Source organism: Roseibium sediminis, assembly GCF_008711325.1.
Lineage (GTDB): Bacteria > Pseudomonadota > Alphaproteobacteria > Rhizobiales > Stappiaceae > Roseibium > Roseibium sediminis.
Genome location: NZ_VXDB01000021.1, coordinates 11,689 through 31,684, shown reverse-complemented (window position 1 = coordinate 31,684; position 19,996 = coordinate 11,689). Strand labels below are relative to the sequence as shown.

At 58.8% G+C, this 19,996-nt stretch carries 19 protein-coding genes; 6 read left to right on the top strand and 13 right to left on the bottom strand.

Translation table 11 applies throughout. The features are described from left to right. Positions 1-70: 70 nt before the first annotated feature. From F0155_RS18285 to F0155_RS18235, 11 genes are all read right to left on the bottom strand, one after another. Complete coding sequence (locus F0155_RS18285; RefSeq protein WP_150526000.1) at positions 71-1,036, bottom strand: cupin domain-containing protein; 966 nt, start codon at positions 1,034-1,036, stop codon at positions 71-73. 21 nt (positions 1,037-1,057) lie between these two features. Continuing rightward, positions 1,058-2,026 (bottom strand): nuclear transport factor 2 family protein, encoded by a 969-nt coding sequence (locus F0155_RS18280; RefSeq protein WP_150525999.1) that lies wholly within the window; start codon positions 2,024-2,026, stop codon positions 1,058-1,060. Further along, positions 2,013-3,044: a LacI family DNA-binding transcriptional regulator gene (locus F0155_RS18275; RefSeq protein ID WP_150525998.1), complete on the bottom strand. Its 1,032-nt coding sequence runs from the start codon at positions 3,042-3,044 to the stop codon at positions 2,013-2,015. Before F0155_RS18275 ends, F0155_RS18280 begins: the two co-directional genes overlap by 14 nt. Continuing rightward, complete coding sequence (locus F0155_RS18270; protein ID WP_150525997.1) at positions 3,044-3,811, bottom strand: SDR family NAD(P)-dependent oxidoreductase; 768 nt, start codon at positions 3,809-3,811, stop codon at positions 3,044-3,046. Before F0155_RS18270 ends, F0155_RS18275 begins: the two co-directional genes overlap by 1 nt. Further along, entirely contained in the window at positions 3,808-4,863 is a 1,056-nt protein-coding gene (locus F0155_RS18265) for an ester cyclase (protein WP_150525996.1), read from the bottom strand. Before F0155_RS18265 ends, F0155_RS18270 begins: the two co-directional genes overlap by 4 nt. Beyond that, positions 4,860-6,170: a histidinol dehydrogenase gene (hisD, locus tag F0155_RS18260; RefSeq protein ID WP_150525995.1), complete on the bottom strand. Its 1,311-nt coding sequence runs from the start codon at positions 6,168-6,170 to the stop codon at positions 4,860-4,862. Before hisD ends, F0155_RS18265 begins: the two co-directional genes overlap by 4 nt. A 95-nt stretch (positions 6,171-6,265) precedes the next feature. Continuing rightward, positions 6,266-6,793, bottom strand: a complete 528-nt coding sequence (locus F0155_RS18255; RefSeq protein WP_150525994.1) for an ester cyclase — start codon at positions 6,791-6,793, stop codon at positions 6,266-6,268. Further along, complete coding sequence (locus tag F0155_RS18250; protein WP_150525993.1) at positions 6,790-7,674, bottom strand: carbohydrate ABC transporter permease; 885 nt, start codon at positions 7,672-7,674, stop codon at positions 6,790-6,792. The genes F0155_RS18255 and F0155_RS18250 overlap by 4 nt, the downstream gene beginning before the upstream one ends. 2 nt (positions 7,675-7,676) lie before the next feature. Continuing rightward, the gene (locus F0155_RS18245; RefSeq protein WP_150525992.1) at positions 7,677-8,702 is read right to left on the bottom strand and encodes a carbohydrate ABC transporter permease; all 1,026 of its coding nucleotides are present in this window, start codon (positions 8,700-8,702) and stop codon (positions 7,677-7,679) included. A gap of 70 nt (positions 8,703-8,772) precedes the next feature. Beyond that, a complete protein-coding gene (locus F0155_RS18240) occupies positions 8,773-10,005 on the bottom strand; it encodes an extracellular solute-binding protein (protein ID WP_150525991.1) in 1,233 nt (410 codons plus the stop codon). 63 nt (positions 10,006-10,068) lie between these two features. Then, positions 10,069-11,124 (bottom strand): ABC transporter ATP-binding protein, encoded by a 1,056-nt coding sequence (locus F0155_RS18235; RefSeq protein ID WP_150525990.1) that lies wholly within the window; start codon positions 11,122-11,124, stop codon positions 10,069-10,071. Between the two features lie 151 nt (positions 11,125-11,275). Between F0155_RS18235 and F0155_RS18230 the strand changes: the two genes are divergently transcribed. Continuing rightward, positions 11,276-12,268: a nuclear transport factor 2 family protein gene (locus F0155_RS18230; RefSeq protein ID WP_150525989.1), complete on the top strand. Its 993-nt coding sequence runs from the start codon at positions 11,276-11,278 to the stop codon at positions 12,266-12,268. A 121-nt stretch (positions 12,269-12,389) separates the two neighbouring features. On the opposite strand, the gene F0155_RS18225 is transcribed toward F0155_RS18230, so the two are convergent. Continuing rightward, a complete protein-coding gene (locus tag F0155_RS18225) occupies positions 12,390-13,517 on the bottom strand; it encodes a mandelate racemase/muconate lactonizing enzyme family protein (protein WP_150525988.1) in 1,128 nt (375 codons plus the stop codon). Positions 13,518-13,543: 26 nt separating this feature from the next. Further along, complete coding sequence (locus F0155_RS18220) at positions 13,544-14,308, bottom strand: SDR family oxidoreductase (RefSeq protein WP_161599836.1); 765 nt, start codon at positions 14,306-14,308, stop codon at positions 13,544-13,546. Between the two features lie 111 nt (positions 14,309-14,419). On the opposite strand from F0155_RS18220, the gene F0155_RS18215 reads away from it, so the two are divergent. The 5 genes from F0155_RS18215 (at position 14,420) to F0155_RS18195 (ending at position 19,996) form a co-directional block, all read left to right on the top strand. After that, positions 14,420-15,202 (top strand): acetoacetate decarboxylase family protein, encoded by a 783-nt coding sequence (locus F0155_RS18215; RefSeq protein WP_150525986.1) that lies wholly within the window; start codon positions 14,420-14,422, stop codon positions 15,200-15,202. After that, a complete protein-coding gene (locus F0155_RS18210) occupies positions 15,199-16,161 on the top strand; it encodes a C-terminal binding protein (protein WP_150525985.1) in 963 nt (320 codons plus the stop codon). The genes F0155_RS18215 and F0155_RS18210 overlap by 4 nt, the downstream gene beginning before the upstream one ends. 178 nt (positions 16,162-16,339) lie before the next feature. Then, complete coding sequence (locus F0155_RS18205) at positions 16,340-17,380, top strand: rhamnose ABC transporter substrate-binding protein (RefSeq protein ID WP_150525984.1); 1,041 nt, start codon at positions 16,340-16,342, stop codon at positions 17,378-17,380. Positions 17,381-17,432: 52 nt separating this feature from the next. Beyond that, positions 17,433-18,941, top strand: coding sequence for a sugar ABC transporter ATP-binding protein (locus F0155_RS18200; RefSeq protein WP_150525983.1), 1,509 nt, complete (start codon positions 17,433-17,435; stop codon positions 18,939-18,941). Then, positions 18,941-19,996, top strand: a complete 1,056-nt coding sequence (locus F0155_RS18195) for an ABC transporter permease (RefSeq protein WP_204934530.1) — start codon at positions 18,941-18,943, stop codon at positions 19,994-19,996. Before F0155_RS18200 ends, F0155_RS18195 begins: the two co-directional genes overlap by 1 nt.

Below are 19,996 nucleotides of genomic sequence, written 5' to 3'. Positions count from 1 at the left end.
CTCCTTGGCCCGGTGTCCCGGCGTCTGGAGGGGTCCCGGCTCATTGGCCGGGACCGCGTATCCTGCAAAATTACCTGGCCCAGGTCGCTCCGGCGGGATCATTGGTGTTCATGACCCGGAAAAGGCTGGCCTCCCCGCTCATGGACGGCGCTAGGCTGTGCTCCAGACCCGGAGGCACGGCACAGGTGTCACCCGGGGCCAGAACCTTCTCGCCGCCAGACCATGACAGTTTCCAGTGGCCGCGCATGATCATCAGGACTTCATGGGCATTGAGACTGTAGGACGTCTCAGGAATGGACCCGCGGGTCAGGAACTCGACTTCAAATCCCGGCCTGTCCTTCAAGAGCGCGGTTTCGCCAATAACCTGACACGGTCTTTTGGCGGCAAGCGCCATCATGTCCCAGTAGCGGGCAACGTAATCGCGGACCACGGCTTCGTTGCCGAGCTCCGGATAGGCTTTCAACTGGTCGTCGGTCAGAAGCGGCATCGGCTTGACGCCGTCCGGCAGGTTTTGGCCCTTCTTGGAATCGTAGAGCACACCGTTTTCGCCCAGAACAAGGCCATGCTCCTTGGCATCCTCGATCACCTGCGGCGCCCAGATGACACCGCCTCCGGCATCATCCCCTCCCAGGATCGCCATGATCATCCCATAATCGGTTCCAATGTTTTCAAAGCCGCGGAAAATGCCGGTCGGGATGTTGAAAATATCGCCCTCTTCCAGAACCACTTCACCGGCCGTGCCCCAACGACCCCAGAAAAACCGCCAGCGTCCCTTGAGCACAAAGAACACCTCGGCTGTGCGATGGGAATGGAGCGAGTTGCGGCACTTGGGCGGTTGCCCGGCAGCCCCGATATTGAAACCGGGCGTTTCCTTGATGTGGACATGTTGATCCGGGCTTTCCGAGACACCGCCACCGATGATCGTGAAGTTTTCCTTCTGGTTCGATCCCGGTGTATGCGCGTCGATAAAGGCCGTCCGGCACGGCTTCAGATCGCCATAGCGGACAATCCGGGTTTCCATCTCTTCAGGACTCATTCAACGACCTCCCCGGCGCTTTCAACCGGTCTTCAGGGCGATCTGCTTCCAGATTGCCGTTTCATCAAAAAGCGTAAATTCGCGTCTCAGGCCCCATGGCCCGAATTCGGCATGCGATGCCCCCATGACATGGACTTTCGCGCCTGTCGGCTCGCCAAAGGTGCCCCATCCGTCATGTGTGCCGGTCAACGACCAGCGCAGGGCCGCACGCGGCGGCATCATCGGGTCGTCCCGGCCAATCTGATGGTGAATGGCAAATTCCGCTGACGGGAAACTCGCTCGAAGACCCATCCAGAACCGATCCGCAAAGGCCCAAGAATAGCCCGTCGCCCCACCCGGATAGGCGAGCTGGCAAGCGCGGTCATATTCAGCCTCGATTGCAGCCATATCCGCGCCCATCATGCGCGTCAGGATGTCGGCGTATTTCGCGCCCCATTCATTGTCATTGCCACGCCCAAGATAGGGACCGGGGCGATCCATGTCCGGCGTGAAGGGGCGTGTGCAGTCTTCCGCTCCGCCCTCGCGTTCGATCAGCCGGAGGGCATAGTCCTTCGGATCCCATCCCATCTGGCGGACAATGGCGCCCTGATCGCGGATCAGCCATTCATCGTTGATCTGGTTGTTGATGGCATGGCAGTCGGCAATGATCCGGTACTGCAGCTTGGTGCCTGTCGCCTTGCCATAGACCCCGTCGCCGAGATGGGTAGCCGTGGAGATGATCCGGTGCGAGGACAGCATGCCTTCCTCCGGCGACCCCGACCAGATGACATCCTCGCCAAGCAGCGTTCGATCCGGGAACTCGGCCAAGGTTGCCATCGTCGCACCGATGACGCCCTTGTTTCCGGACACGATAGACCCGGGAGACCGGACAATAATGTCCTCGGAATAATAGTGATGGAGGGTTGCAATCTTGCGCTCCTCCCAGATCTCGCGGGTAATCCCGATGATATAGTCGGGAAAGTCCTTCCAGCGGGGATCAAAGCCTTTCATCGGGCCAACCTTCCGGTATGCGGGCAGAACCGCGGATCATCAGCGGACCGCCAATCTTGATCTTGCGAACGTCCTTGCTGCCTTCCTCGATCCAGTCGAGCAGTGTCTTGACTGTGGCCTCCACCATTCGGTTGGAGGGCTGGCGCAAGGTGGTCAGGTCATAGGCCGCCCAGGACGCGAGCGGCACATCGTCATAGCCGACAACCGACACGTCCCCCGGCACATCCAGCTTCAATTCGAAGCGCAATACATCCATGACGGCAAAGGCCATGTGGTCATTGCCGACAAAGACGGCGTCAGGACGGTCTGGCCCGGAAAACAGTTGGCGTGCGGCCTCCGCTGCCGTCTCGCGTTTGTACATGCCGTCAATCGAGGCCAGGAGTTCATGCCCTCGCTCCTTGAGGCCCTGCCGGAAGCCGGCCTCGCGATCGCGGCCGGTGGACGACCCGGCCCAGCCGGCAATATGGACAATCCGCTTGTGCCCGCCAGCAACCAGAAACTCGGCAATCTTGCGCCCACCTTCGAAATTGTCGGAGGTCACCTGATTGAGGCGCTCATCATCTTGCCCACGGTTGAAGAGCACGACCGGCACCCCTGCAGCCGCACACCGGCCCGCCAGTGCATTCGACATGGCGACAGAGGCGGTAATGATGCCGTCAACCTGATAATCGAGCAGTTCCTCCATCACCTTGTCGACGCTGTCGTCATCGTTCGACACCATGAAGACGAGGATGTGATAGCCGTGTGCCTGAAGAGCATTGGAGAGCTTTTCCAGCGCATCCGGGTAGAACTGGTTGTCCAGATAGGCAACGACCAGCCCGATGATCCGCGATCGTCCCGTAATCAGGGATCGGGCCAGAACATTGGGCCGATACCCCAGTTCTTCAGCAGCCTTCAGCACCTTTTCCGCCATCTTCGGCGAAACAGATGCACCCGGCGTGAAGACGCGGCTCACCGCCGACTGACTGACGCCAGCGCGCTTGGCAACTTCATTTGAGGTGACTTTGTCCGGGCGCATCAATCTGCCGTCCAACCTCCGTCGACCAACAGGGAGGTTCCGGTCACCAGCGAGGATGCGTTACTGGCGAGATAGAGCACCGAGCCCATGATGTCCTCGACAACTCCGGTCCGGCCGAGCTTGATCTTTTCCTCGATCCATTTCACCCGCTCGGGGTTCTCGAAGGTCTGCTCGGTCAGCGGGGTTCGAATGAAGGTAGGGCAAATGGTATTGATACGGATCTTTTTCGGCCCGAATTCCAGTGCCATTGCCTTGGTGAAGCCTTCGACGGCAAACTTGGATGCACAATAGACCGCGCGATCAATGCCGCCGACATGCGCCATCTGCGAGGAGATCGTAATCAGGGAGCCCGGCTTTCCGGCAGCGATGAGCCCTTTGGCGACGGCCTGCGCGAGAAAGTAGGCACCGCGCACGTTGATCCCCATCACCTCGTCAAAGTCTTCCGGTTTTGTCTCGACAGCCGGAGAATGTCTGGCAAGGCCCGCGCTGTTGACCATGATGTCGAATGGACCCTGCGCTGCGACACTGGTCTCGACCTCCTGCACATCCGCGATGTCCAGCTGCAATGCTGAGGCTTTCCAGCCTCTTGCAATGATGGCGTCGACAGCGTCCGTCAGCTTGTCCTTTCGCCGAGCGGCCAGAACCACGTCTGCACCCGCTTCCGCGAGAGCAACGGCACAGGCAAGGCCGATCCCGGAAGATGCACCGGCAACGAGGGCCCTTTTTCCTGCAAGGGAAAAACTGGGAGTGGTGGGAAGCGTGATCATGACAAGGCAACTCCGGTCTCTGGATCAAAACCCGAACGGGCCTTGTTGAATTCCCGCAGCCGCCCGAAAACGTCAACGCCCAATTGACGGTAAACATCGAGCAAGTCGACCATCACCCAGTTTTCGCGGATAAGACCGTTTTCCAGTCGCCAGAAATCGAGGCTGCACAGGGTGACCTTGGTGCCCGACGGAGCGATCCCCATCCATCCATCATGCGTGACCGTCTGGATCATGTTGGGCCATCCGGTCACAGCCGCATAATTTCTGTCGCCGAAGAAGTGGTAGGTGACCTGATCAGCATACTGTCCCCGATCCGGCATCGCGTTCAGGAACGGGATTTGATGCCAGTTTCGAAAGCCCCGAATGCCGCGTGCTGTGCCGATGCCCGCCGGGCCATACCAGCTCATGCGCGGATGCCAGAAACGCGGCATCTCCATCACTTCCGGCCCGCCTTGCGCAGGATGACGCTTCATGTAGTGCAGCATCTCGACGATGATGCCGCAGGAGGCTTCGCTCGCAACGGTATCGTAAGGCCCGGGAACCAATCCGTCCTGTGTCGCCGGTGCCGGAACCTGCCATTCGCGTCCCAGACTTGGTGCCATCGGCCAGGCGCTGGCCTGCATCATCACTTCGGGAAGGTCCCAGAGCGCCTGAACCTCGACGACCCGGTCATTTTCGAAGCGATAGAACTCGTGAAAGCGCATGGCGACCTGATGACCGGTGGCCGGAATATCAAGCCAGGGCTTTGCGAATGTCCCAGTGTAAAAACCGCAACAGCCGACCCAATCCGCTCCCTTGTCCGTCGAACCGGCCATCACGATGGTATCGCGCCGCTCCAGATCGGGAACGGCCTTGATGAGCTGTGCCAAGGCTGTCTCATAATAGGCATCCGGCCCGATCGCCTCTCCAAAGGGATGGCACAGGCGAAAAACAGCATGCGGCGCACAAAGCTCTGACAAGGCACGCCGAACCGCGCCTTCCTCAAAGTCGTACAGCGCCGCCCGCAAGGGGGCGACGAGCGCCTTGTGCCGCGTATGCCGGTCGGGTGTCACTCGGCAGCCTCCCCGTAAGGCACATTCTTGCCGCCGTAGCGACGGACACGGACATTGGCCTGTTCCGCATGCCCGACAAAGCCTTCCAGCAAGCAGAGCCGCGAACAGTAAGCGCCGATTTCCGCTGCGGCCTCGTCGGTTAGCACCTTTTGATAGGAATGGGTTTTCAGAAACTTTCCGACCCAGAGACCACCTGTGTAACGCCCTGCCTTTTTCGTCGGCAGTGTGTGGTTGGTGCCGATGACCTTGTCACCATTGGCCACATTGGTGCGCGCACCGAGGAACAACGCCCCATAGCAGGTCATGTTGTCGAGGAACCAGTCGTCCCGGTCGGTCATCACCTGCACATGTTCTGAGGCAATGTCATCGGCAACAGCAAGCATTTCTTCATAGGTGTCACACAGGATCACCTCGCCATAATCCTCCCAGGATTTGGCTGCTGTATCTGCCGTCGGCAGGATTTTCAGGAGGCGCTCGATCTCCGCCAGGGTCTCGGTGGCAAGCTTGCGGGAATTGGTGACCAGAACAGCAGGCGAGTTATATCCATGCTCGGCTTGCCCCAACAGATCGGTCGCACAAAGCTCTGCATCCACCGTCTCGTCAGCGATCACCATGGTTTCAGTCGGGCCTGCAAAAAGGTCGATGCCAACCTTGCCGAAAAGCTGCCGTTTTGCTTCCGCGACGAACGCATTGCCCGGACCGACAAGCATGTGGACCGGATCAATCGTCTCCGTGCCCAGCGCCATCGCGCCGACAGCCTGAATCCCGCCAAGCACATAGATCTCGTGCGCGCCGCCAAGGTGCATGGCGGCAATCACAGCCGGATTGGGCGCCCCCTTGAAAGGTGGTGTCGCAGCGATGATCCGAGGCACTCCGGCAACGGAAGCCGTTGCCACGGACATGTGGGCAGATGCCACCATCGGGAACTTGCCACCGGGCACATAACAGCCGACCGACTGAACCGGGATGTTCTTGTGCCCGAGGATCACGCCGGGCATGGTCTCGACTTCAATGTCGGTCATCGACGCACGTTGCGCCTCTGCAAACTTGCGCACCTGCGCCTGCGCAAACTTGATGTCTTCCATATCCCGTGTCGAGACCTGGTTCATCAAGGCTTCAATATCGGATTGCGAAAGCTTGAAGGAGGCAGGCGTGTAATTGTCGAATTTCCGAGACAACTCACGCACGGCCGCATCCCCGCGCGTTTCGATCTCCTTCAAGGTTGTTTCGACAATGGAGCGAACCTTGGCATCATCTTCAGAACGTTCTGCTTCCGGTTTTCCGCTTTTGAGATACTCGATCGCCATTGTTCTTTCCTTTCGGCGCAAATCCGCCAACTTCCCTAATTCACTGCATCGCTCGGTGGCGCGCGAAGACCTGTCCTTCGGTCACAAAAAGCCTCTTATGAGGGGGATGGGGGACGACGCTCCCCCCGGTCGAACGCCTCCCAGCCCTCGCCCGCAAACACGTCCTTGCCGAGTTGCGCGAGCACATGGGGGAAGTCGACCATTACCCAATTGTCGACGATCTTCCCGTCGGCCACCTTCCAGAAATCCATGTAGCGGATCTCGACCTTTCGGCCAGTTGCCGCAACACCCATGAACTCGCCGGAATGTATCGCTTCCTGTCGCCCGAAAGCCGCCGCCCATTCGCCCATGTAGAGACGAGCCTCATCAATGCAGACCTTGTCGGAAAAGGCAGCCTGAAACGGCTTTTGCCAGTTGTCCTGAAACTCTTTCAGGCCCGTCTTGGTTCCACAGCCGAAATTGCCCATCCAGCGGAAGCCATCAGCGAAGAATTCTCCGATATCGCCAATCCGGTGGTCGTTCAAACCATCAACCATGCCTTCGATCACGCGGCGCGTGTCGTCAGTTTTGGAGAGGTCGGTATCCCGGCTGAGAACCGCTTGTTCCGGACGCGCACCACTCATCCCTTCACGGCTCCTGCTGTCAGGCCGGAAACAATCTGGCGCTGGAACACCATCACCAGCAGGAAGAGCGGGATGACGGCGGAGACGGAGGCGGCGACAGCGAACATAACGTTGCCTTCCGTGTAGGTGGTGCCAAGGAACGCGGCGATCTTGGGAACCATGGTCCGGTTGTTCTCATTCAGCAGCATCGCGGTCACGGCAAAGTCGTTATAGGCCAGCAAAAAGCTGAACAGGCCGGTGGTGATCACACCCGGCCACATCACCGGAATGATCACGAAGCGGAACGCCTCGAACTGAGTGCAGCCATCCACTCGAGCGCTTTCATCAAGGTCTTTCGGGATTTTCTGGAAAAAGGAATGCAGCATCCAGAGCGTAAAAGGCTGATTGATCGCGACGAGCACAATGATCGCCGTTGGGAGATGTCCCCAAAGGTTCCACTGGAAGAAGGGTGGCAAATAGCCCGACACCAGCGTGATCGGCGGCATGGCCCGAAAGATCAGCGCCGTAATCAGGAGCCAGAAGACATAGTTGTGGCTGGAGCGGCTCAGCGCATAGCCGCCAAGCGTGCCAATCGTCAGGGACGTGCAGACCACAAAGAAGCAGACAAGGCCGGTATTGAGGGCAGCCCGCCAGAAGTCTTCCTGTATCCATGCGCCGAAATAACCCGCCCCGGTAAAGGGTCGGCCGTAGGTGTTCTCCGTCGCTTCACCGGTCAGCGCGTTGGTCCAGTCGGTGATGGAAAAGAAATCCAGCTCCACCTTGAACGATCCCCACGCGGTCCACAGGAACGGGAACGCCGCGGCGAGCAGCCAGAGGATCAGGAACACCGTGGAAAGCAGGACGAGAGGCGCCGGACGACGCCTTGCTGATGCAGCCGCCATGATCAGGCCTTTCCCTTGAAGTCACGCCAGGTCCGAACCAGAACCGGCGACAATAGAATGGCAACGCCGAGGATTGTCAGCACCGAGGTTGTGGCCGCTGCCGACAACTGACGCGTCTCACCACCCAGATCATTGAAGATGATCCAGGAAAGCGATGTGGCATGGGCAGCCGCATTGAAGCCAACGATAGGCTCAAACACCCGGAAATTGTCCATCAGCTGGATCAACGCCACGAATGTCACCAGCGGCATCAAATGTGGCACGATCACGTACCAGACCTGTTGCCAGCGGCTGGCCCCGTCGATCCGCGCGCTTTCCAGCGTATCCTGCGGAACGGTCTGAAGACCCGCATAGAAGACAACAAAGGCAAACGGCGCACTGTGCCAGACACCATAGGTGATCAGGGCGCCCCACATCAGGCTGGTGGAAGCTTTAAGCGACAGGCCCGGGTCATCGGCCAGATACTGGATCAAGGTTCCCAGCACGCCTCTGCTGTCGATCATCCAGAAGAGAATGAGAGAGCCAACCAGCGGGGTCACGATCATCGGCAGCAGAGAAAAGAAAATCACCACACCCTTCAAGCGCTGGGTCAGTGAGTTCACTGCCAGCGCGATGGCAAAGCCAAGCGCGATCAAAAGCGGTGTCACAACAAAGGTGTAGGTCAGGGTGAAGGCAAGCGCCCGGTAAAACGGCAAGTCGCCGATATCAGAAAAGAATGCGCCAAGACTGTCAGTTTCACGCCAGGCTTCCGCGACCTCGCTTACTGCGAGGTGACCACGATCCAGATAGATATCCAGACCGGCAAACCGTCCAAGCGGATTGTTCGCGCGCAGCTGTTCCGTCGCCTCCTGATCGATTGTCACCGACTTGGTACAACCGAACGGGCCGCAATTTTCGGTTTCCACGAGCACAGCCTCATGGGGAACGAAAAACGACTGCATGACCACAGAGACAATCGGCGCTGCAATGAAGATCAGCATCGCCAGCCCGGTGGGCAGGAAGAACCAGAAGAAGGTCCGGTGCTTCATGACAGGTCCTTGCGTGTTGGAGAAAAGGGCAGCGCACCTGTGGGGCAAGCGCGCTGCAAGTTTGTGGGCTTCAGAGGTAACCTTGTTCCTTGGCCGCTGCGGTGTACGCGGCCTCAACATCCTTCAATGCCTGCTCCGCGCTTTCCTTGCCCTGCATGAAATCGGCAAGCTCGGCACCAAGCGCCGTGTGCATCAGGCCCATATACGGCAGCATCGGATAGGGAATGGAGCCCATCTTGGCCGCATCGAACACGCCGACAGCAGCATCCGTAGGCTGATAGCCGTCGATCAGCCAGACAGCCTGTTTCGCAACTTCGGGATCCTTGAGAATGGATGGGTCGATCGCCTTGGTCATGGCCACGAAGGTGGCTTTTGCCTCTGCATCGTTAATATTCTTGGCCACCGTCCAGCCATCCCACCACAAGGTGGTTGCAGGTGTTGAGCCGCCGCCAACCGTCATCGGCCCGGCGATTGCAAACCCGTCGATAACCTCCTGCGGAACACCTTCGGCTTCGGTCAGCGTGGCAGCGCGCGAACCCCACATGTTCATGAGGGCCACATTCCCTGCCCTGAACTCCGCGTTGGTCGCATTGGAATCGTGGGTCAGGTAGTCCGGGTTCATGTATTCGCTGAGCGCCTTCATCATTTCCAGCGCCTTGACCCCTTCAGGCGTGTTCACATTGGGCGCGGCCGAACCTTCCTTGAAGTGCGTGCCACCATACCCGAGGAACATGTTGTTGAATTCCTGGGCAAGGTTCCATCCGGCAGCATAGGCCCCGCCAACGGGGTTCTGCATGATGCCCTTTTCGCGGATCATCTTTGCCGCAGCCAGCATGTCCTCATAGGTCTTCGGAGGCTCAACGCCGATTTGTTCCAGAATGTCCTTGCGGTAAACCAGATGCTGCGCGTTCGCCATGAAGGCAACAGCCATGATCTTGCCGTTGATCGTGATCAGCTGGTTCTTCTTCAGGTCCTTGCCATATTCGGCAACCAGGTCATCAAGCGGGCGGATGACGTCCTCGTTCATCAAGGCGACGATGGAGGAGTTCGCGATGATTGCCGTGGTATATTCCGCCGGATTACCGCTCATGCCTGCAACATTGAGCTTCTGGTGATCTGCGGTCAGATTGGATTTTGCTTCCACCTTGTCAGACCCGCAGGCCATTGCCCCGGCCCCGACAGTCTGAATGGCAGGAAACTCGTTCCCGATAATGCTGATGCGGCCCTCCTCAAGGCCACAATTTGCAAATGCCGTACTGGCAACGAGGGTCATCGCCCCTGCCAGGAGTACCCGTTTCAACATCTCCGTAACTCCCTGTTGATCCGTCCCTTGCGCCTTGATCGGCGCCTTCCTCTTCCTCCGGCGTCAGGCTTCGAGGCGTGCGCCGGTGTCCTTGTGAAACAGATGACAAATATGGGCCGGCACACTGAGGCCAACCGTCTCATCGATTTCTATCCGGTAGTCCTTGTGGGCCTTCACCGAGACCATCGCCCCGCCAGCGCGCACGGTGATCATCGTGGCATCCCCCAGCAGCTCCATCGTGTAGACCGGCGCCGAAATCTCCGCCCCGTCTGCCGAGGCCGATACCGACGCGTCCTCGGCCCGGAAGCCGAGCGTGACGGGACCGTCCGGACCTGACAGGCCTTCAATGCGCACATTCGATGCGGTGAACACGCCGCCAGCAAGCGTTCCGTCCATGAGGTTCATCGCCGGAGATCCGATAAAACCGGCAACAAACGTATTGGCAGGCCTGTCATAGATCTCGGTCGGCGTGCCCACTTGCTGGATCACGCCGCGCTTCATCACCACCACCCGATCGGCAAGCGTCATCGCCTCGATCTGGTCATGGGTGACATAGATCGTCGTGACCTTCAGTTCGTGTTGTAGGTTCTTGATCTGGGCCCGTGTCGAAACCCTGAGCTTGGCGTCAAGATTGGACAACGGCTCGTCCATGAGGAAGACATTCGGCTCGCGCACAATCGCTCGTGCCAACGCCACACGCTGACGCTGTCCGCCCGAGAGTTCCGCGGGCTTGCGATGAAGAAACTCCTCCAGCTCGACCATCGCGGCAGCACGCATGACGCGCTCGTTATGCGTGGCCGGGTCGACCTTTCGAACCTTCAAGGGAAAGCGGATATTCTCGTAGACATTCATGTTCGGGTACAGTCCATAGGACTGAAACACCATCGCAATGTCCCGGTCCTTCGGATCGAGATCGTTGACCACCCGGTCGCCAATCACGATTTCGCCGTCGGTGGCATCCTCCAGCCCCGCGATCATCCGCATGGTGGTGGTCTTGCCGCAACCGGACGGGCCGAGAAGAACAAGAAACTCCCGGTCGGCAATCGTCAGGTCGAAATTGTCGACACCGATAAACGACCCCCAACGCTTGCACACGTTTTTCAGCTGAATTTCAGCCACACGCCCCTCCCAGAACCGGCCGCAATCACTATTTTGCATTCGTATGCAAAATAAGTAGACACACTCATCCGGCTTTGGCAATACTATTCTGCATACGAATGCAAATTCACCTTCCTTATGGTCACTCCTCCGCTTTCACGCAGGTCTCCCCATGGCTGATTTCCGGCATGCCCCTCACAGCTTCCTGAACACTGTCCTCAGCGCTTCCCAAGATGAACGAAAAGCCTTGTTCGCCCGAAACTTGCGCGAGAACGTGGTTTTCGATGTCGCCCACCCCGTCAACCGGCTGGAAGGGATGGACGCCGTCATTGAAGGCTTCTTCAACCCCTTGATGAACAGCCTCTCCCATGTTCGACGGCGGGACGAAATCTTCATCGGAGGACCAAACCGGCGCGCGCCCGGCGGTCACTGGATTGCCAGCGTCACCCACTATGTCGGAAATTTAGAAAAGCCCCTCTTTGGAATTCGTTCTTCCAACCGGCTGGCCTTCCTGCGGTCAGGCGAATTTTATCGCATCGAACCGGATGGCCGGATTTCCGAAGCCAAGATCATTCTCGACCTTCTTGACCTCATGCGTCAGGCAGGTTGCTTTCCCCTGCCCCGCATGCTTGGCACGGAAATGCTGTTTCCAGGCCCGGCAACCCACGACGGCATTTTGCCGACCGGTCAGGCAGATGGAGAAAGAACGCTGGATCTTTGCGAAGCGATGCTGGCCGACCTCAAGGCATTTGATCCGGAAACCTTCACTTCAAAGGGGCAAACCGGCGACGACGGTTATTGGCATGACGACATGCTGTGGTATGGCCCCGGCGGGATCGGTTCAAACTATCGCTGGTCCGGATTTGAAAAGGATCACCGCGCGTCCTTCCTGACTGCCTTTCCGGACCGGGTCGGCGGCAATCACTATTGCCGGATCGGGGATGGAAACTATGCTGCCGTCAGCGGCTGGCCATCCATGACCATGACCCATCAGGGCGACTATCTTGGTGTCAAGGCAACGGGAAAGTCCCTGACCTTGAGAGTGATGGACTTCTATCGTTGTGCAGACAGGAAGATCATGGAGAACTGGGTTCTCCTCGACTACGTCGACCTCTTCCGGCAAATGGGTGTCGATTTGATCGAAAAGGCGCAGCAGCAGCCGTAAGCCAGTCCGCCGTTTTCACAATCCAGAACCTTGTTCCCAACAGAGGTTCAGACCGGGCACCGCAGTGAATTTCGATGATCTGACCAGCCCGGGAACATCCCCGGGCCCTTGTCGTCGCCGACTACTTGTCGAGCCTTGCCGACTGAACCAGATCCTCATTGATCACAATGCCCAAGCCTGCTCCCTCTGGCATGTTGACGTAACCGTCCCTGTGCCAGATAGGCTTGTCGACCAGATCTTTCTGGGCCGGACCATAGGCGGGCTGCAGCTCAAGCAGGTAGCAGGCAGGACACGCGAAGCTGAGCGCCTGACTGGCAGCACCGACGATGGCTGTCGAGAAGTTATGGGCATTGGCTTGCCTGCGTGAAAGAGCACACAGGTCGGCCGCCTTGCGAAAGCCCGTAATCCCCTCAACGCGGCCCGGATCGAGTCCGATAACATCGACCGTCCCGGTTGCGACGATTTTCTGGACGCCGCGTGCGTTCCACTCGCGCTCACCATAGGCGATGCGAATTCCGCTTGCAGCCCTCAGTGCTGCATAGCCTTCCGGATCATCATGACCAAGCGGCTCTTCCAGCCATGCAACACCGCGTTCCTCAAAGGCCCTGGCGCGGCGGATCGCGGTTGGAACATCCCAGAAGTTGTTGACGCCCAGATCGACCATGAGGTCCTTGCCCGGCCCCATTGCCGCCATGACCTTGTCGACGAACTCCAGATCGCGCGCTTCATCAAAGCCCAGATGCGCGTTGCCAGCCTTGCCGAAGCCGACCTTGGCGCCATGGAGACCGGTTGCGGTATGCGCCGAGATTTCTTCGGCCATCTCGTCGATACTGGCCTTGGTGCCGTGAAGGCTTGCAATGGCAGGCAGCTGGTCACGGACGGGACCGCCGAGCAGATCAAGCACGCTGACTCCAAGGATCTTGCCTTTCAGATCCCACAGCGCGATGTCGATGCCGGATATGGCCAGAGAGGCGATGCCGGCTCCCGTTCCATACCACCAACTGTGCTTCTTCAGCTTCAGCCAGATGGCCTCGATGTGAAGTGGGTTCTGTCCGATGACAATGGGTGCAAGCCCTTCGACAAGCTTGGTCGCAGCCAGTGTTGCCTCGGGAAAATAGGCACAACACTCGCCCCAGCCGACACGCCCGTCCTCGTCCGTGATCTTGACCAGACACACGGACCGAAACCGGTTGTGATCCGTTGGTTCCCGGTAGGAGACCGGAATTGCCTCGACGGTTTTGACCTTCATCGTCCTGCTGCTCCACCCGTTCGCGCTCAAAGCGTCATCATGGCCTTGAAGAAATCATCCCGCACATCAATCGTCACGTCGGTCAAGTTCCTCGCTTCGGGGCCACATAGCCACGCCATGACACTCGCGGGAACCTTGGGGTCAACAAGGTCAGACTTTGCGATCTTGCTGATCGGATTGAGACCAGCCACCCGGATCTCGCCCTGCATGTTGGTATCAGTTGGCGGTATTCCGAGGAAGAAGAACTGGACCCCGCTCTCGGAAAGGTCCTTGGCAAACATCAGTGTCAGCATGCGGGCTGCGGCTTTCGAGCTGCAATAGGCTGTCCAGCCTTCCATCGGGGTGGTTGCAGCCCCTGTTCCGGCATTGACAACAACCCCGCGCGACTTGCGCAACAGCGGGAGCGCGGCGCAGGTCACGCGATGAAGCGCAAGCGCATTCACGTCAAAGGCGCTGCGAAACGCATCTGTGTCGAGTGTATCGATATGCCCGATCGGCGAAATGACGCCTGCGTTGTTGACCAGCGCATCCAGTTTGCCCGACTCCTGCTCGATCCGTTCCATCACCGCTTTGACGGCAGCTGGATCAGTGACGTCCATTTGAACCACTTGAGAGCGAGCGAGATGTTGAGCCCACTCGCTTTCGGGATCTCCCTGGACACCTGCATAAACCTCAGCCCCCCTTGCTGTCAGAAGTCCGGCCAGCACTGCACCGATGCCGCGTTTTGCTCCGGAAACAAGCACTGTCTTGCCGGTAAGGTCCGGCACGTCGATCGAAGAAAGGTTGAACATCGGGGTTGATTTCCTCCACGTCATCTGATTATTTGGCCTGACCAATTATTTGGTAAGGCAATTCTGATTGGTTGTCAAAACCTATCAGGCGAGCCTTGGGGAGGGGATTTCATGAGCGACCGTATGCGCTACGGACTTGAGCGACCGACTTTGGCTGACATCTGCAGTGGCGGGTTTTCCACGCCCTGGGATGCGCCAATGATCCCGCCGTTTCCCTTTCGCTTTCGCAACGCCGAGATCCTGACGATCTATTGGCGCACAGACCCCGAGGCGATGGCCTTTCTGCTGCCTCCTCCCTTGCAGCCGGTCGGTGATGTTGCCTGCGTTCACATCTACAAAATGAACGACACGGACTGGCTTGGCCCCTATTCGGAAGCCAATGTCATGTTCGGTGCGCGACTAGCTGATCGCTCTGGTGCCTATTCCCCCTATCTCGTGCTTTCATCCGACGTGGGCGTGACGCACGGGCGGGAAATTCACGGCCAGCCCAAGAAGCTGGGAAAGCCATCGCTCGAATTCCGGGGCGATCTGATCGTCGGCACTGTCGAACGTAACGGAATAGACGTTATCACCGGCACGATGGCCTACAAGCAGCGCCAGATTGCACCGACGGATTTGGCCCCTTACTTCGACTTCGCCACCAACTTGAACCTCAAGGCGGTCGATCACATCGACGGCACTCCTGCCATCCGCCAGATCACCAGCCGCCGCCTCGCGGATGTGACGGTGCACGAAGCATGGGCGGGACCAGCGACCATGGAACTGCGCCCGAATGCGCAGCTACCCGTCTATCGACTGCCGGTTCAGGACACCCTGCAAGGGATTTACTGGCGGGCCGACTTCACCCTGGTGCCGGGCGAGATCATTCACGACTACCTGGGAGAGGAAAAATGACAAAGAAAGTCATTGTCACCGACTACACATTTCCCACGGTGTCGTTTGAGCAAACGGCGGCGACCAATGGCTGCGCCGACTTTACCGCGCATCAATGCCGGTCCGACGAGGACATTGCTGCGGTTGTCGCCGGAGCCGACGTCGTGGCCGTGCAATTCGCCAAATTCGGGCCAAAATCCGCTGCCGCCGTTAAGCAGGGCGCGACGATCATCCGCTATGGCGTTGGATACGACAACATCGACCTCAAGGCCGCCGCTGCAGCCGGCCTGAAGGTTGGATATGTGCCCGACTATTGCGTTGACGAAGTCGCCGATCACACAGCCGCAGCTGTTCTTGCGCTCCTGCGCAAACTCGTTCCGCTGGATGCCTCTGTCAGGCGCGGCGAGTGGGCAGCTGTTGCCAATGCCCGTCCGTTGAAACCGTTCAGGGAAACCGTCGTCGGCTTCTTCGGGCTTGGACAGATCGGACGGGCCGTCAAATCCCGGCTTAAAGGATTTGGCTTCAGATTCATTGCCTCGGATCCGGGGCTGACAGCCGATGATGCGGCAGCAATTGGAGTAGAGCTGTGCACATCAGATGACCTGCTCAAGACCGCAGATATCATTTCCTTGCACGCCCCGGCGACCTCGCAAACAACCGGTTTCTTCAATGCGACCGCCTTCCCGAAGATGCAGCCTCACGCGATGATCGTGAACTCCGCAAGGGGCCAGCTGATTGTCGAGGAGGATCTGGCCAAGGCGCTGGAGGATGGCGTCATCGCAGGGGCCGCGCTGGATGTGTTCCAGAGCGAACCGCTTCCGGCAGATTCCCCGCTTCGGCAAGCGCCGAACTGTCTGATTACCCCACATGCGGCCTGGTATTCGGGTGCGGCCATAGACCGCCTGCAATCCCTCGTCGCTGAAGACATCACTCGTGCCCTTTCCGGCCAGCTGCCACGCAAACCGGTACCGGGATACTGAACAACGGCTGTCCACCGGCGCAATGCCGGAAACCACCTTTGCGACCTCTCATGGTTTGGGGTCGCAGCAAGAGATCGGAGACACGAGCAGCCGGGAGGATGGCTGCAGGTCTGCGAAACGCATCGCGGCAATGAATGAGACGTGCTGCGAGTAAGTGTTTGAATTGGAGGAGGAGAATATGGGTTCATTGAAATCACTGAGCCTCGGCGCGATGCTCATGCTGACCTGTGCAAGCTTCGCTCAAGCCGACGCGATCAAGCTCGAAGGAGGCAAGGAAACGAACCTTGTCCTCCTGCCGAAATTCCTTGGCATTCTGGTCTTTGATCAGGCGAACGAAGGCGCTCAGGAGGCGCACAAGGAACTCGCCAATCCGGGCGAACTCCTGTTCGTTGGCCCGACACCGGAAAACTCCGTTGCCGGACAGATCGAAATCATGACCACCTCGGCCACACAGGGCCAGGGCGCGGTCATGCTTTCCAACAATGCTGGTGACCAGATTGTTCCGGCCGCCGAAGCTGCCAAGGCTGCGGGCACCAAGATCGTGACATGGGACAGCCCGATCCCGAGCGGCAACGGAGAAGATGTCTTCGTCGCTCAGGTCGATTTCGGCTCCATTGGCACTGTGATGGCCGACATGGCCCACTCGATCCTTGGCGGCAAGGGCGAGATGGCGGTTCTTTCCGCAACGCCGGATGCAGCCAACCAGAACGCCTGGATTGCGAGCATGCAGGAAGCCCTCAAGGGCGCCAAGTATGCCGACATCAAGCTCGTCGACGTTGTCTACGGCGATGATCAGGCCGAAGTCAGCTACAACCGTGCACTCTCGCTGGTCGACCAGCATCCGAACCTTGGCCTGATCATGTCTCCGACCACCGTCGGCATTCAGGCCTCGGCAAAGGCGATGCAGGATGAGGGTCTCTGCGACAAGGTGAAGGTCTCCGGCCTTGGCCTGCCGTCTGAAATGGTCAGCTACACCATGAATGGCTGCGCGCCAGAGTTCGCGCTCTGGGACTTCCGGGATCTCGGCTACCTCACCTACTTCACTGCCTATGGCATGGCCACCGGCCAGCTGAAGGGTGAGATCGGTGAGAGCTTCCATGCCGGACGTATGGGCGACTACACCATCGAGGCAGATCCGGGCCGCGAAGGCGCCAAGCGCATCCTGATGGGGCCGTTCACGGTCTACAACAAGGGCAACGTGGAAGCCGCCGCGAAGTAAATGCAGCAGAGACGGGTGGCTCGCCGCCCGTCTTCACTCGCCGGAGCATTAAATGGCCGAGACCATTCTGGAACTGCTGGACATCTCCAAGTCCTTCGAGATGACCCATGCGCTCAAGAACATGTCGCTGGAACTGAAGGCTGGCGAAGTGCACGCCATCGTCGGCGAGAATGGTGCCGGCAAGTCGACCATGATCAAGATCATGACCGGCGTTCACAAGCCAACGAGCGGAGAGATCCGTATCGATGGACAAGCAAGGACGCTTTCCGGCACACAGGCGGCAAGGGAAGCAGGCATTGCGGCGATGTATCAGGAACCGATGGTGTTTCCTGATCTGGACGTCGCCGAAAACATCTTCATCAGCGCCCGCAACAAGGGACTGTTTCTCAAACCGACCCAACAGCGGCAGGCAGCAAGAGCACTGGTTACGCGCCTCGGCATGTCACTTGACGTCGAGCTTGCCGCCAGCGGACTGACGCTTGCCGAACAGCAGATCGTGGAGATCGCCCGCGCCCTCAGCGAAGACGTGCGTGTCCTCATCATGGACGAACCGACCGCCTCCCTTTCCGCCTATGAAGCCTCCCAGCTCCGGCGGATCGCCAAGACACTGGCGCAGGAAGGCGTGGCCGTCGTCTATATCTCTCACCGGTTGGAGGAGATTTTCGAGATTGCCGACCGGGTGACCGTCATCCGTGATGGCGGGCATATTTCCACCCGCCCGATTTCCGAGACCACCGCCGATCTGATGATTGCCGAGATGGTTGGCCGGGATGTGGGCAACTACTTTGCAAAGATCCCCGGCACAGCAACGGACACGGTCGCGCTGAAGGTTCGCAATCTCGCCGTTGATGACGTTTTCGAAGGCGTGAACTTCGACCTTCACAAGGGCGAAGTGCTTTGTTTCTCCGGCCTTGTCGGCGCACGGCGAACCGATGTTGCGCTGGCCCTGTTTGGCGTCAAGCCCGCCACCCGCGGGACCATTGAGGTCAACGGCACTGCTGTCGAGATCAGGCATCCAAAACAGGCGATGGATATCGGCATTGCCTATGTGTCCGAGGACAGGCGCAAGCTTGGCCTCGCGATGCCCATGTCCATCCAGTCGAACACCAGCCTTGCAACGCTTGGAAAATTCCTCCGGCGCTTCGGGCTTCTGGATCGCGCCGAGGAACGCAACGTTGCCGAAGCATTTCGCAAGCGGCTGAACATTCGCACGCCGAATGTCGACATTGCCGTCGGCACCCTGTCCGGCGGCAACCAGCAGAAGGTGATGCTGGCGAAGTGGCTCAACATGGAGCCGGAAATTCTCATTTTTGACGAGCCCACCCGAGGCATCGACGTTGGTGCCAAGGCCGAGGTGCACGAATTGATCCGCGAGTTCGCCAAGGCAGGCGGTGCGGCGTTGGTGATTTCCTCCGACTTGCCGGAAGTAATGGCTCTTGGCGACCGCAACCTGGTCATGCGGGAAGGACGGCAGATGGGCGTGATCGCAAGCGAAAACGCCACGCAAGAGAAAATCATGGCGCTGGCGACAGGTCAGCAGAACCTGCGGGAGGCGTCGTGATGACACGCATGATGGAAAAACTCAGCCCGCAAACGCTGCGTATTCTGGCACTTCTGGCCGTTCTTCTGGTCATCCTCCTGTTCTTTTCCCTCGTCATTCCGAATTATCTGAACGGACGGCTGTTCAACCGCATTTCAAGCTCCGTTGCGATCATGGCGTTGATCGCGACAGCCCAGACGCTTGTCATCATCACGCGGAACATTGACCTCTCCATTGGCTCCATTCTCGGCTTCGTCGCTTTCGCCACCGGAAGCCTTGTGACCAACAATCCGGATCTCGGCCCTGTTCCTCTGGTTCTCTATTCGATCACGATTGGAGCCTGCTTTGGCGCAATCAACGGGGTACTCGTGGCCTTCGTGCGCGTGCCTTCCATCATCGTGACGCTTGGCACAATGGCCCTCTTCCGCTCGGTTCTGGTAGAGTATTCCGATGCCAAATCCATAACGACTTCCAACCTTCCACAGTGGTTGGTGGAATTCCCCAACACCGTCCTCTTCAGCATCGGCCAGATGCAGTTCCGGGCGGCATTCGTGGCGGCGGTTATCGTCGTGTTGATCGTGCATCTGGCGCTTACCCGCCTCAACGCTGCGCGCAAGCTCTATGCCATCGGCTCCAATCCGGAAGCGGCCGAGATGGCCGGCATCAACATTCACAAGACAGTCTTTGTTGCGTTCGTTCTATCCGGCGCCTTGGCGGGCCTTGGCGGTTTCATGTTCCTCGCCCGGTTCGGCACGATCACCGTTGTTGCGGGGCTCGGGTTTGAACTGAAGTCCGTGGCTGCGTCGGTCGTTGGGGGTGTCAATATTTTCGGCGGATCGGGAACGGTTATCGGCGCGCTGATCGGTGCAATTCTGGTTGACGTCATTGAGACCAGCCTCGTTCGCTGGCAGCTCGTCAGTGAGTTCTGGCGCGAAGCGGTGCTCGGTGCTCTCATCCTGCTCTCGGTCGCAGCGGATGCAGTGTTGATGCGAAGATTTATTTCACTCCGGCGCAAGCGTCCCAAGTCCGATCCAATCCCTGAAAAAACCTCTGTTCTTGATGGGGAGGCGCGCTGA

Bases quoted from the DNA above. Each gene is read 5' to 3' on its own strand.
- F0155_RS18210 (WP_150525985.1), top strand. From the start codon at position 15,199: ATGACAAAGAAAGTCATTGTCACCGACTACACATTTCCCACGGTGTCG.
- F0155_RS18275 (WP_150525998.1), bottom strand. From the start codon at position 3,044: ATGCGCCCGGACAAAGTCACCTCAAATGAAGTTGCCAAGCGCGCTGGC.
- F0155_RS18240 (WP_150525991.1), bottom strand. From the start codon at position 10,005: ATGTTGAAACGGGTACTCCTGGCAGGGGCGATGACCCTCGTTGCCAGT.
- hisD (WP_150525995.1), bottom strand. From the start codon at position 6,170: ATGGCGATCGAGTATCTCAAAAGCGGAAAACCGGAAGCAGAACGTTCT.
- F0155_RS18205 (WP_150525984.1), top strand. From the start codon at position 16,340: ATGGGTTCATTGAAATCACTGAGCCTCGGCGCGATGCTCATGCTGACC.
- F0155_RS18270 (WP_150525997.1), bottom strand. From the start codon at position 3,811: ATGATCACGCTTCCCACCACTCCCAGTTTTTCCCTTGCAGGAAAAAGG.
- F0155_RS18200 (WP_150525983.1), top strand. From the start codon at position 17,433: ATGGCCGAGACCATTCTGGAACTGCTGGACATCTCCAAGTCCTTCGAG.
- F0155_RS18215 (WP_150525986.1), top strand. From the start codon at position 14,420: ATGAGCGACCGTATGCGCTACGGACTTGAGCGACCGACTTTGGCTGAC.
- F0155_RS18195 (WP_204934530.1), top strand. From the start codon at position 18,941: ATGACACGCATGATGGAAAAACTCAGCCCGCAAACGCTGCGTATTCTG.
- F0155_RS18225 (WP_150525988.1), bottom strand. From the start codon at position 13,517: ATGAAGGTCAAAACCGTCGAGGCAATTCCGGTCTCCTACCGGGAACCA.
- F0155_RS18220 (WP_161599836.1), bottom strand. From the start codon at position 14,308: ATGTTCAACCTTTCTTCGATCGACGTGCCGGACCTTACCGGCAAGACA.
- F0155_RS18285 (WP_150526000.1), bottom strand. From the start codon at position 1,036: ATGAGTCCTGAAGAGATGGAAACCCGGATTGTCCGCTATGGCGATCTG.
- F0155_RS18280 (WP_150525999.1), bottom strand. From the start codon at position 2,026: ATGAAAGGCTTTGATCCCCGCTGGAAGGACTTTCCCGACTATATCATC.
- F0155_RS18250 (WP_150525993.1), bottom strand. From the start codon at position 7,674: ATGGCGGCTGCATCAGCAAGGCGTCGTCCGGCGCCTCTCGTCCTGCTT.
- F0155_RS18230 (WP_150525989.1), top strand. From the start codon at position 11,276: ATGGCTGATTTCCGGCATGCCCCTCACAGCTTCCTGAACACTGTCCTC.
- F0155_RS18255 (WP_150525994.1), bottom strand. From the start codon at position 6,793: ATGAGTGGTGCGCGTCCGGAACAAGCGGTTCTCAGCCGGGATACCGAC.
- F0155_RS18245 (WP_150525992.1), bottom strand. From the start codon at position 8,702: ATGAAGCACCGGACCTTCTTCTGGTTCTTCCTGCCCACCGGGCTGGCG.